Annotated in this window: 10 protein-coding genes; 8 read left to right on the top strand and 2 right to left on the bottom strand. The window is 70.7% G+C overall.

Annotated elements, in window-relative coordinates:
- Positions 1 to 34: 34 nt before the first annotated feature.
- On the bottom strand, positions 35 to 628 hold the full coding sequence (locus ACN268_RS20935; RefSeq protein ID WP_421484658.1) for a TetR/AcrR family transcriptional regulator: 594 nt from the start codon (positions 626 to 628) through the stop codon (positions 35 to 37).
- A 262-nt stretch (positions 629 to 890) separates the two neighbouring features.
- Here ACN268_RS20935 and ACN268_RS20930 point away from each other — a divergent pair, with 262 nt between their 5' ends.
- Positions 891 to 2516 (top strand): ABC-F family ATP-binding cassette domain-containing protein, encoded by a 1626-nt coding sequence (locus ACN268_RS20930; protein ID WP_421484657.1) that lies wholly within the window; start codon positions 891 to 893, stop codon positions 2514 to 2516.
- A gap of 1 nt (position 2517) precedes the next feature.
- Here ACN268_RS20930 and ACN268_RS20925 read toward each other — a convergent pair whose 3' ends face one another.
- Positions 2518 to 3624 carry a VOC family protein gene (locus tag ACN268_RS20925; RefSeq protein ID WP_421484656.1) on the bottom strand — a complete coding sequence of 369 codons (1107 nt, stop codon included), beginning with the start codon at positions 3622 to 3624 and terminating at the stop codon, positions 2518 to 2520.
- Between the two features lie 249 nt (positions 3625 to 3873).
- On the opposite strand from ACN268_RS20925, the gene ACN268_RS20920 reads away from it, so the two are divergent.
- The 7 genes from ACN268_RS20920 to galT all read left to right on the top strand — a co-directional run bounded on the left by ACN268_RS20920 (position 3874) and on the right by galT (position 11542).
- Entirely contained in the window at positions 3874 to 5103 is a 1230-nt protein-coding gene (locus tag ACN268_RS20920) for a sedoheptulose 7-phosphate cyclase (RefSeq protein WP_421484655.1), read from the top strand.
- Positions 5100 to 6155, top strand: coding sequence for an ROK family protein (locus ACN268_RS20915; protein WP_421484654.1), 1056 nt, complete (start codon positions 5100 to 5102; stop codon positions 6153 to 6155). The genes ACN268_RS20920 and ACN268_RS20915 overlap by 4 nt, the downstream gene beginning before the upstream one ends.
- On the top strand, positions 6155 to 7060 hold the full coding sequence (locus tag ACN268_RS20910; protein ID WP_421484653.1) for an SDR family oxidoreductase: 906 nt from the start codon (positions 6155 to 6157) through the stop codon (positions 7058 to 7060). The genes ACN268_RS20915 and ACN268_RS20910 overlap by 1 nt, the downstream gene beginning before the upstream one ends.
- 55 nt (positions 7061 to 7115) lie before the next feature.
- A complete protein-coding gene (locus ACN268_RS20905; RefSeq protein ID WP_421484652.1) occupies positions 7116 to 7700 on the top strand; it encodes an NUDIX domain-containing protein in 585 nt (194 codons plus the stop codon).
- 558 nt (positions 7701 to 8258) lie between these two features.
- Positions 8259 to 8963 (top strand): response regulator transcription factor, encoded by a 705-nt coding sequence (locus ACN268_RS20900; RefSeq protein WP_421484651.1) that lies wholly within the window; start codon positions 8259 to 8261, stop codon positions 8961 to 8963.
- Between the two features lie 160 nt (positions 8964 to 9123).
- The gene (locus tag ACN268_RS20895) at positions 9124 to 10431 is read left to right on the top strand and encodes a glycosyltransferase (protein ID WP_421484650.1); all 1308 of its coding nucleotides are present in this window, start codon (positions 9124 to 9126) and stop codon (positions 10429 to 10431) included.
- A gap of 52 nt (positions 10432 to 10483) precedes the next feature.
- Entirely contained in the window at positions 10484 to 11542 is a 1059-nt protein-coding gene (gene galT, locus ACN268_RS20890; RefSeq protein ID WP_421484649.1) for a galactose-1-phosphate uridylyltransferase, read from the top strand.
- The last annotated feature ends 62 nt before the right edge of the window (positions 11543 to 11604 follow it).

Below are 11604 nucleotides of genomic sequence, written 5' to 3'. Positions count from 1 at the left end.
GCCGTACCGGGCCCGGCGATCGGCGGGAGGGCCGTCAGGGCTTGGCAGCCGCGATCCCGTCGAGGATGTACGTCACGCCGCGCCGGAAGTTGGCGTCCCAGTCGTCCTGGACCATGTAGCCGCGCGCGTTGAGCACCGGGTACCTGTCGCGTTGCCGGTGCAGGTGCTGGTTGGCGGTCGTGTAGGTGTCGCTGCCGTCGCGGCTCTGCCACGCGGTCTGGGTCAGCGCGGCGCCGATGACGTAGTTGGCGAGGGCGTACGCGGCCGAGGTCATGTGCGGCGGGGTGAAGCCGGCGTCGGCCAGTACGGCGTGCAGGAACTCGGTACGGGCCAGCACGTTGGGGCCGAGCATCGGACGACCCAGCAACGCCGCCGACCAGGGGTGCCGCAACATGGCGGCCCGCCAGCCGTCCAGCAGCGCGGTGATCGTCCCCCGCCAGTCGGACGGGTCCTTCCGGGGCAGCTCGACCTCGGCGAAGAGCTGGTCGAGGACCAGATCGAGGACGTCGTTCTTGGTGTCGACGTGCCAGTACAGCGTGGTGGAGCCGGTGCCCAACCGCTCCGCCAGCCGCCGCATGGTGAGCCGCTCGACACCCTCCTCGTCGAGCAGTTCCAGCGCCGTCTTCACGATGCGCTCCCGGGACAGCGGCGGGGACTCCCTGGTGATCCGGCGGGTCCTGAACCAGACGTCCCCCGCCTGCCCTTCCGCGGCGCGGGTGCGTGTCCGGGCTGGTGGTGATTCCGCCGGACCGGGGCCCGGGCGGGACCGTCGCTCCGGGGCGGTGTCGTCTGGCATGGCGGCAGTTTAGTATCTACTCCGATGGAACAACGAGCGTTCACCGGACCAATGTTCCATTGACGATCGCCGACGGATGCGAGTGGGGGCGGCAGTGAGCTACATCGACGTGAGCCACTTGACATACGTCCTGCCGGACAGTCGGCTGCTCCTCAACGACGTGTCGTTCCGGGTCGGCGACGGGGCCAGGGCGGCCCTCGTCGGCCCGAACGGGGCGGGTAAGACGACACTGGTACGACTGATCGCCGGTGACCTCGTGCCGGCGGACGGCCGGGTGACCCAGGTCGGCGGGCTCGGCGTCATGCGGCAGTTCATCGGTGACATCCGGGACGACCAGACGGTGCACGACCTGCTGTTGTCGGTTGCACCGGAGCCCGTCCGGGCAGCCACCGCGCAGCTGCGTCAGGCGGAGGCCGCCATGGCGGCACACGATGACGAGGCGTCCCAGATGCGCTACGCCGAGGCGATGGCCGACTTCACCGACGTCGGCGGCTACGACATGGAGGTCGTCTGGGACGCCGTGGCCATGCTCGCCCTCGGCTCGACCTACGACGCGGTACGGGACCGCCCGGTCACCACCCTCTCCGGAGGGGAACAGAAACGTCTCGTCCTGGAGGCGCTGCTGCGCGGCCCCGATCGCGTGCTGCTGCTCGACGAGCCCGACAACTACCTGGACGTGGCGGGTAAGACCTGGCTCGGTGAGCAGTTGCGGGCCACCTCCAAGACGGTGCTGCTGGTCTCGCACGACCGGCAGCTCATCGCCGACGTCGCCGACCGGATCATCACGGTGGAGGCGCGTTCGGTCTGGGTGCACGGCGGTGGGTTCGCCACCTACGCACAGGCACGCCAGGAGCGACGGGACCGGATCGCGGAACGGCGGAAGCGCTGGGAGGAGGAGCACGCGCGGCTGCGGCACCTCGTGCACACGTTGCGGCAGAGCGCGACCAACAGCGACGCCATGGCGTCGCCCTACCGCGCGGCGCAGACCCGACTCCGCCGGTTCGAGGAGGCCGGGCCACCGGAGCGGCCGGTGAAGGAGCAGAAGGTCCGCATCCGGCTGCGGGGTGGTCGCACGGGCAAGCGCGCCGTGGTGTGTGAAGGGTTGGAACTCGTCGGCCTGATGCGCCCCTTCGACACCGAGATCTGGTACGGCGAACGGGTCGCCGTACTCGGGTCGAACGGGTCGGGCAAGTCCACCTTCCTGCGGTTGCTGGCCGAACTGGGCACCGACGAGACGCCGACGGTGCGGCACACCGGTGCGGTGACGTTGGGTTCCCGGGTCATGCCGGGCCACTTCGTACAGACCCACACCCGGCCGGAGCTGCACGGTCGTACCGCCGTGGAGATCGTCATGGCCGCGAGCCCGCAGACGCTCAACGACGCGATGTCGGCGTTGTCCCGCTACGAACTGGCACCCTCGGGCAACCAACTGTTCGAGACCCTGTCCGGCGGGCAGCAGGCCCGGTTGCAGATCCTGCTGCTCGAACTGTCGGGCGCGAACCTCCTGCTGCTCGACGAACCCACCGACAATCTCGACCTCGCCAGCGCCGAGGCACTCCAGGAGGGGTTGGCCGGCTTCTCCGGTACGGTCCTCGCGGTGACCCATGATCGGTGGTTCGCCGCCGACTTCGACCGGTTCCTGGTCTTCGGTGCCGACGGCCGCATCTACGAGAGCACGGAACCCGTCTGGCACGAGGGCAGGGTCGAACGGGTCCGCTAGCTCACCGCGAGAACCACGTGACGTCGTTCGCCGCCCGGCGACGCGCCGAAGTCTCCCGCTCGTACGGCAACGCGCCGTCCGGCATGTTGACGATCTCGACGTGCAGGCCGACCGGGGTACGGAGATAGACCCACCGGTCGCCGGCGATGGGCCCGGAGGTGATGGTCTCCGGCGCGCCGAGCGCCGTGCAGCCACCTGCCCCGACCAGGTACGCCACGGCGGCGTCCACGTCGTCCACGGCGATGGCCAGGTGCCGGCCGCCGACGTCGCTGTTGCGCGGGGGCCCGGTGTGCGCGTCGGCCACCTCGAACTGCCACAGTTCGAGATTGTCGGTGGGGCCGAGGCGGAGGGCGGCACGGTCGACCCGCCCGGCGGCGGGCAGGCCGAGTGACGACGCCGAGCCGTCGCCGTCGAGCTCCCGCCAGCCGGTGCGGTGCAGCAGTTCGGCACCGACCACCCCGACGTAGAACTCCAGCGCCCGGTCCAGGTCGGCGACGGTGTGACCGATGTGGTCCACCCCGCGCAACCCGGGAACGGGCGTGGCGGAGTTCCCCGTCACCCGCCCCGTGGTCCACCGGGGACAGGGGCCGAACCGCCGGGCCGAACCCGTCCGGGTGTAGGGCAGGTCGGCAGGGGTGTGTCGCAGTTCCAGTTGCATGCCGCAGCTCGACCGGACGCGGGCCCAGGTGGTGCCGGCGTCCGGCTCGTCCGCCGGCACGGTCCAGCTCCGACCGACCCGCCGGAAGCCCTGGCCGGTCAGGTGTGCCACGGCCGCCTCGACGTCGTCGACCCACAGCCCGAGGTGCTGGTGTCCGACGTCGACCGGGCGGGGCGGCTCGGTAACCTGCCCGGGGGCCCGGTACTCGAACAGCTCCACGTTCGTCACCGGCCCGAGCCGTACGACGGCGATGGTGGCGACGGCCCGGGGGTGGACGTCGAGCCGGCGCGTCATCCAGTCGTCCGCGTGTGCCAGCGGAGGCAGCCGGTACACCAGGTCGCCGCCGAGCACCTCAACGAGGACGCGTACCGCCTCGTCGAGGTCGGGGACCGTGACCGCGACGTGGTCGAGCCGCCGCGCCGTCGGGATGCCTGCTCCGGTCGCGCGCATGGGTCCTCCTCGGTCGACGTCCGGAGACCCAGCCTGTGCACCGTGGGTATGACGTGGCTCGATCCGGGCTTGAGGCCGACCGCCACCGGCCGGGGGCGAGCCGCACGTGCCAGGACTTCGAGCAGGGTTCGAGGAGGCATCTTCAGGCTGAGGTCCAAAGTGATGCCGCTGGGGCAGGGGCGGTCCAACTGCCGAGGGGATGGAGCAGCAGAAGATGTGCACACAGATCCAGCGTGTGGAGAACGGGCTATGACGATCGGTGTCCCCATCCCGCAGCAGCAGACCTCTGGGCTGAGCCGGACCGGCGATCCGTGGCGGAGCACCTGGCGCCTGACGGCCAGCAAGCCGGTGAGCTACGACGTGATACTCGGTACCGGCGTACTCGACGTGGGCAACCCCACCCTGGCCAGGGCCGGTGCGCCCGGCTCCACGTCCACCGGCTCCCGCCGGCTCGTCGTGATGGAGCGCCGGGTGCAGGAGCTCTACGGCGAGGCGGTGTCCAGGTATTTCGAGGCACACGGGGTCGAGTCCCAGACGTGCCTGCTCGACGGCGGTGAGAAGACGAAGTCCCTCGACGCGGCGCTCATGATCACCGCGGCGATGGACCGTTTCGGCATCAGCCGCCGCTCCGAACCGGTGATCGCCATCGGCGGAGGGGTGCTGACCGACATCGTCGGTTTCGCCGCGAGCCTGTACCGGCGGTCGACCCCGTACGTCCGCGTGCCGACCACGCTGATCGGCATGGTCGACGCGGCGATCGGTGCGAAGACCGGCGTCAACCACGACGGTCACAAGAACCGGCTCGGCACCTACCATCCCGCCGTCGTCACCCTGATCGACTGGATGTTCCTGCGTACGCTCGACCGCCGGCACGTCGTCAACGGGCTCGCCGAGGTGCTCAAGCTGGCGATGGTCAGCGACTCGATGCTCTTCGAACTGCTGGCCCGGCACGGTTGCCGGCTGATCGAGCAGCGGCTCCAACCAGCCTTCGGCGTCGAGTACGGCGATGTCGGGGTGGCGGTGCTGTGCCGCGCGGTCCACGGGATGCTGGCCGAGCTGCAACCGAACCTGTGGGAGAGCCGGCTGCGTCGGCGGGTCGACTACGGCCACTCGTTCTCCCCGAGCCTGGAGATGCGGGCGCTGCCGGAGCTCCTGCACGGCGAGGCGGTCGCGATCGACATGGCGCTGTGCACGGTCCTGGCCCGCCGCCGGGGTCTCATCGGCGAATCGGACGAGCGGCGCATCTTCGCCGTCCTGGCCGATCTCGAACTGCCGGTCTGGCATCGGGTGTGCAGATCCGAGTTGATCCTGGCGGCTCTCGCGGAGATGGTCCGGCATCGCGACGGCCGTCAGCGGCTCCCACTGCTGACCGGTATCGGTCAGGTCTGCTTCGTCAACGACGTCACCGAACGGGAGTTGCTGGCAGCGCTGACAGAGCTGCGGCAGCGGGCCACCGTGTCCTCGGAGTGCACGGCATGACCGACTCGCCGCTCGACCGGTCGTTCCTCGTCGCCGACATCGGCGGCACCACGCTTCGTGTCGGGTGGTACCGGGAGCGCGACCGGACGTTGGCCCACGTGCACCGGATTCCGGTCGAGGGCCTCGCCCGGCATCCGGGCGAGCCGGCCCCCGTGCTCCGGCAACGGGTGCTGACCCAGCTTGCGGAGGTGCTCGGGCAGCGCCTGAGCACCCCGTCGGGGGTGGGTGTCTCCTCGGTCGGGTTGGCGTTCGCCGGTCCGTTGAACGCTGACGGGATGGTGCTGGCGGCACCGACGATCTGGGGCGGGGGTGCGGAACGGGTGCCACTCGGCGCCTGGCTGGCGCACCGGCTCGGCGTGCCGGTGCGCGTCCGCAACGACCTGACGGCAGCTGCCTGGCGGTATGCGGGATCCGACCTGTCCCCCGGGGACTTCTGCCTGCTGACGGTGAGTTCGGGCATCGGCAACAAGGTCTTCCGGGACGGGGCCGTGCTGGTCGATCCCAGCGGCACGGGTGGCGAGCTGGGGCACTGGCCGGTGGACCTGTCGCCCGACGGGGCGCGGTGCGACTGCGGCGGGCGCGGTCATCTCGGTGCGGTGTCGTCGGGGCGCGGCATCCTGTCCGCCGTCCGGTCGGCCGGGCAGCGTGACCCTCGGGCGTTCGCGGCCTCGACACTCGGCGCCTCCTGTCCCGGCGGGCCGGGGACCGTGACCAACGAGGATGTCGTACGGGCCGTCCTCGGCCGGGACGCGTTCGCCGTCGCCGTGCTGCGTCGGTCGCTGCGCCACCTCGCCCAGGCGATCGTGGCCGTCCACACCGCGATCGGCATCCGCCGGTACGTGATCATCGGTGGGTTCGCGCAGGCCGTGGGGGATGCGTTCGCGGACCATCTCGTCGAGGAGCTGGTCGGGATGGGGTGTTTCGGACTGACCGAGGAGGAGGTGCGGGCGATGGTGACGATGGGCGTGCCCGACGACGACCACGCGCTGATCGGGATGGGACGGCTGCTGTCGCGTCGTCCGGCCGGCGTGACCACTGCGGCCGGTACGTGATGCGGGTCCTGATCGTCGGCAGTGGCCTGATCGGCCGGCGGATCGCCGCGACTGTCGCCGCCGGGGGCGATGAGCCGGTGCTCGCCTCGCGCAACGGGAACCCCGGTGCGGGGCTGCCGTCGGGGCGGTGGGTGTCGCTGGACATCACCGACCGGTCGCAGTGCGCCGAGGTCGTGGACCGGGTGCGTCCCGAGGCTGTGGTGCTCGTGCACGGCCCGTCGGACGTGACCTGGTGCGAGGAGAACCCCGCCCGGGCGATGCACGACCACACCACGGCCGCCCTCAACCTGGCCGGGTCGGCCGGCACCGCCAAGGTGCTGCTGATCTCCACCGACAACGTCTTCGACGGCGGTGCGGCGTGGAACGACGAATCCGCGACGACCCGTCCGACGAACGCGTACGGGCGGGCCAAGCTCGCGGCGGAACTGGCCCTGCGGGACCGGCTCCCGGACGCCACCGTGCTGCGGGTGAGTCTCGTCTACGGTTGGGAGCCGCCGGGAGCGTCGACCTGGCTGAACTTCTTCGCCGCATGTGCCCACCGGCTCCGGCGTGGCCTGCCGGTCGAGGCGCCGGGGGACCTGTGGACGACGCCGGTGCTCGTCGACGACGTGGCGGCGGTGACGACCGGCCTCCTCCGCGACCCGGCCGGACGGCTGCTCCACCTCGGTGGCCCGGACCGTGTCTCGCGGGCCGACTGGGCGAGGGTGATCGCGGAGGAGGTGGGGGTCGATCCCGGGCTGGTCAGGTCGGTAGCGCGTGCGCAGAGCCGGTACGCCTGTCGCCCGACGAACTCCTGCCTGAGAAGCGTGGTCCTCGACAGCCTCGCGTGCACCCGCGACATTCCGGTGCGGGGTGTGCGACAGGCGGCCCGCCTCCTCGTCACCTCGGTGGAGCCTGCCTCCTGATACGGTGAAGGGCCCGTTCCGCCCTGCCCGTCCGGCCGGGTAACCGTGACCTGAGGTGGGCTCGTTGCGCCGACTCGACACCCGCAGCGTGTACCGCAACGCCTGGATGGACGTGCGCGAGGACCAGGTCGAGTTCCCGGACGGCTCGGTGGGTGTGTACGGCGTCGTCGACAAGCCGGACTGCGCCCTCATCATCCCCGTCGAGGGGGAGGGGTTCCACCTCGTCGAGCAGTACCGCTACCCGGTGGGGGCCCGGCAGTGGGAGTTCCCGCAGGGTTCCTGGGCCTCGGCGACGATGCCGATCGGCGTGGAACGCGGCCGGGACGGGGTGGAGGACGACCCCCTGGCCCTGGCCCATGCCGAGCTCCGGGAGGAGACCGGTTTCCGTGCGGGCCGCTGGACGCTGCTCGGGCGGGTGAACGTCGCGCACGGGTACTCGTCGCAGGGGTGTCGGGTCTTCGTCGCCGACGCCCTGGCCGCCGGTGCGCCCGCCAGGGAGCAGACCGAGCAGGGAATGAGTCAGCGGTGGGTGAGCCGCGACCAGCTCGACGACATGATCCGAGACGGACAGTTCGTGGATTCGCTCTCGTTGTCGGCGCTGGCGCTCTTCGACCGGGCGTACTGCCTGCGCCTGTCGTAGCGGACCACGTCCGTCGTCACTGCCGCGATTCCCGCGCGACGGTGCCCGCCTTCGCGCATGCGACCCGTACCCGGCCCGCACCAGCACGATCATCATAAACCACTGTGACGTGTGTCAATGCCTCTTTGTGGTCCACGAGAGAGTCTGCCGCGTCAAGTATTTGGTGTGGGTCGATTCGTAAAAGTTTCACCATCGCCTTGACGGGAGAGTTTTCACGCGGTGTGATGATTCGTGTCGTTTGGGTCACCGGTCAGTGATCAGAACAATGGTCGAGGACTCGACCCTGGGCCTCGGACCACAGTTGGTGCCTGCTCTGACACCGCCGGTCCGCCCGATCCGCGGGCCGCCCTCCCATGGGCGGCCCTGCGGATGCCTCCTGGAAGGGGATGCCGGTCGTGGGCTTCGTGTCGTCGGCGGGATGCCGGCGCGGACGGTTGACGGTAGGCGGGAAGGCTGCCGGTGAAGCGGTCGTACCGAGGTCTACCTTCGGCGACGTACCGCGCTCTGCATCACTCATTGACGGATGCCGGAGGATTGATGTCTACGGGGGATACGCTCTTGCTCAAGGTCATGATCGCAGAGGGTATGCGGCTCGTTCGCGACGCTCTTGCCACCACCCTGACGCTTGAGGACGACATCGACGTCGTGGCGCAGGTTTCCCGGGGGGACGACGTGTTTCCCGTCGCCGCGCGGCTACGCCCCCACGTGTTGGTGCTGGACGGCGACCTGCCGGGGCGGCCGGTGGTCGACGTAATTGCGGATCTTGAGGCGGGGTTGCCCGACTGTCAGACGCTGCTGCTGGCCTCGCAGGGTCGCCCGGATCTCGTGACCCGGGCCATGGCGATGCGGGTCAGGGGACTGCTGCTCAAACAGGCACCCGCGACGATGCTGAGCGAGTCGATCCGCAAGATCGCCGCAGGTGAGCGGGTGATCGACCCCGAACTCGCCCTCCAGGTCATCGTCAACCGCGACAACCCGCTCACCCGTCGCGAGGTCGACGTGCTCCGGCTCGCGGCCGGGGGCGCCGAACCGACGGAGATCGCCAAGCAGCTCAGGCTGCGGGTGGGTACCGTGCGCAACTACCTGTCCAGCATCGTCGTCAAGCTCGGTGCGCGCAACCGCATCGACGCCTTGCGGATCGCCAGTGAGGAGGGCTGGATGAATCCCCAGTGGACGGAAGCGCGGCCCTCCGGTTGGCGGTCGGCCCCCACCACCGGTAGCCCGGCCGCAACGGACGACCAGAGCCGGCGGCCGGCCCGCTGACGGGCGGCGAGGCACGCGCCGCCTGAGCCCGCCGTCGTCACCTGTCCCGCGCGGGGCGCAGCCGTACAGCGCGAACCGACGAACCAGTCCACCGGCGATTGAGTGCCGGTCGGTACACCTCGATGAACGCGACAACGCGGACGACGAGGGGATGACCGACATGGCGCGAGTCCTGGTAGCCACCACCCCCGGTGACGGGCACGTCAACGGCATGATCCAGGCCGTCCGGGCGCTGGCCCGGGCGGGACACGACGTCCACTGGTACACCGGGCGGGCGTTCGCGGACAAGGTCGAGCGCGCCGGTGCGACGTTCGAGCCGATGCGCCGGGCGTACGACTGGGGTGGCCAGTCCCGCGAGGAGGCGTTCCCGTCACACGCGGGCCTGACCGGCGTGGTCAGCATGGCCGCGGCCTTCCGGGACATCTTCATCGGCACCGCCCACGAGCAGATGCTGGACATCCTCCAACTGATCGACAGGTTCCCGGCGGAAGTCGTGGTGACCGGCGAGACCATGTACGGTGCCGGCTTCGCCGCCGAGCTCCGGAACCTGCCCACCGCCTGGGTCGCCACGTCGGTCTACGTCTTCGGCAGCCGGGACACCGCGCCGCTCGGGCTGGGCCTGCCCCCATCGGCCACGCCGCTGGGCCGACTGCGCAACCGTGCGCTGCGCGCGGTGTCGGGACACCTGCTGCCACCACTACGGGAGATCCGCCACCGGGCGGACCTCGCCCGTCGGCGGGCCGGCCTCACCCCGCTGGACCGCGGCCCCTTCGAGAACATCGTCCGGCACCCGGACCTCTATCTCATGGGCACCGTGCCCTCCTTCGAGTACCCCCGCTCGGACATGCTGCCGCAGACCCACTTCGTGGGACCCTTCACCAGTTCCGCACCCGCCCGGTTCGACGCCCCCGACTGGTGGCCGGAGATGGTCGAGGGGCGCCCCGTCATCCACGTCACCCAGGGCACGGTGGCGCACGACGCGGAGCGCCTGCTTCGGCCCACGATCGAGGGGCTGGCCGAGGAGGACGCGCTGGTGGTCGTCACCACCGGCACCCAGCAGAACGCCGCAGAGCTGGGCAGCCTGCCGGCGAACGTACGGACGGCGCCGTTCATACCGCACAGCGCGCTGCTGCCGCACGTGACGGTCATGGTGACCAACGGCGGCTACGGCGGGGTCAACACCGCCCTGTCGCACGGCGTCCCCCTGGTGGTCGTTCCTGCCAGCGAGGAGAAGCACGAGGTGGCCGCGCGGGTCGAGTGGTCGGGTGTGGGGCTGGCCGTGCGCCGTCGCCGGGCCGGTGCCGACCAGATCGCCGCCGCCGTGCGACGCGTCCTGCGCGAGCCGTCGTACGGCCTGCGCGCACGGCAGTTGCGTGACGAGTACCGCCGGCACGACGCCCCCAGCCGGGCCGTCGAACTCATCACCGGGTTGATCGAGGACCACGCCGCACGTCGCGTCGGTGGTTGACCCGGCGCAACCGTCCCCGGTACCCACGCTCGTCAGGAGAGGAACCAGCAGCATGAAGAAGTCAGCGAGTCGCCTGTCGGACGGCCGTGAACTGATCTACTACGACGCCGGTGACGACGCGGTGCGCGATGTGATCGACTCCCGGCTGCTCGACCCGGTGCCCCGGGGTTCGCAGGCCCGCCACGACCCGCTGCTCGACGACTGGGTCGTGGTGGCTGCGCACCGCCAGCTGAGGACGTACCACCCGCCCACCGAGGACTGCCCCCTGTGCCCCTCCCGCCCGGGGCACGCCAGCGAGATCCCCGCCGGGAACTACGGCGTGGTCGTGTTCGAGAACCGCTTTCCCGCCCTGGCCGGTGACCCGGTCGACGGGGAGGGCTCGGCCGGCCGGTGCGAGGTCGTCTGCTTCAGCCCCGAGCACGACACGTCCTTCTCGGAACTCTCCCCCGCACAGGCCCGCCTCGTGCTCGACGCGTGGATCGACCGCACCGCGGACCTGTACCAGCAGGACGGCATCGAACAGGTCTTCCTCTTCGAGGACCGGGGCGAGGAGATCGGGATGACGCTCGTGCACCCGCACGGGCAGATCTACGCCTATCCCTTCGTGACGCCGCGGGTGGCACGGATGCTGGAGTCCGCCCGTGCACACCGCAGCCGGACGGGTCTCAACATCTTCGACGACCTCGTGGCGGGGGAACTGGCCGCCGGAGAGCGGATCGTTCTCGAAAACGGTCACTGGGTGGCCTTCGTGCCCCGGACCGCACGGTGGCCGTACGAAGTGCACCTCTACCCCCGTTCGCGGGTGCCGGACCTGCTGGGCCTCGACGACGCTGCGCGGGCCGCGTTCCCGGCCATCTATCAGGAGGTGCTCGCCCGTTTCGACCGTCTGTTCGGCGTCGGTGCGGGGCCCACCCCCTACCTCTCGGCCTGGTTGCAGGCACCGCGACGCGCTCCGGACCGGGACGAGTTCGCTCTGCACCTGGAGCTGTTCACGGTGCGGCGGACGGCGTCCAAGCTGAAGCACCTCGCCGGATCGGAACACGTCATGGGGGTGTTCATCAACGAGGTGTCGCCCGAGGAGGCCGCCGAGACGCTCCGGAAGCTCGGCTGAGGCGTCCCGGCCCCGCGCATGCGTCGGCGCCGGGGCGTTCGCCTCCGGCTTCCAGCTGTGAA

The organism is Micromonospora sp. WMMD735 (genome assembly GCF_049178995.1).
GTDB lineage: Bacteria > Actinomycetota > Actinomycetes > Mycobacteriales > Micromonosporaceae > Micromonospora > Micromonospora wenchangensis.
Note: the sequence above shows the minus strand (reverse complement) of the source record. Positions and strands in the feature narration are given on the sequence as shown.

What these genes read in the sequence shown, in the direction of transcription:
- ACN268_RS20920 (WP_421484655.1), top strand. Translation starts at nt 3,874, where the DNA reads ATGACGATCGGTGTCCCCATCCCGCAGCAGCAGACCTCTGGGCTGAGC.
- ACN268_RS20895 (WP_421484650.1), top strand. Translation starts at nt 9,124, where the DNA reads ATGGCGCGAGTCCTGGTAGCCACCACCCCCGGTGACGGGCACGTCAAC.
- ACN268_RS20925 (WP_421484656.1), bottom strand. Translation starts at nt 3,624, where the DNA reads ATGCGCGCGACCGGAGCAGGCATCCCGACGGCGCGGCGGCTCGACCAC.
- galT (WP_421484649.1), top strand. Translation starts at nt 10,484, where the DNA reads ATGAAGAAGTCAGCGAGTCGCCTGTCGGACGGCCGTGAACTGATCTAC.
- ACN268_RS20915 (WP_421484654.1), top strand. Translation starts at nt 5,100, where the DNA reads ATGACCGACTCGCCGCTCGACCGGTCGTTCCTCGTCGCCGACATCGGC.
- ACN268_RS20910 (WP_421484653.1), top strand. Translation starts at nt 6,155, where the DNA reads ATGCGGGTCCTGATCGTCGGCAGTGGCCTGATCGGCCGGCGGATCGCC.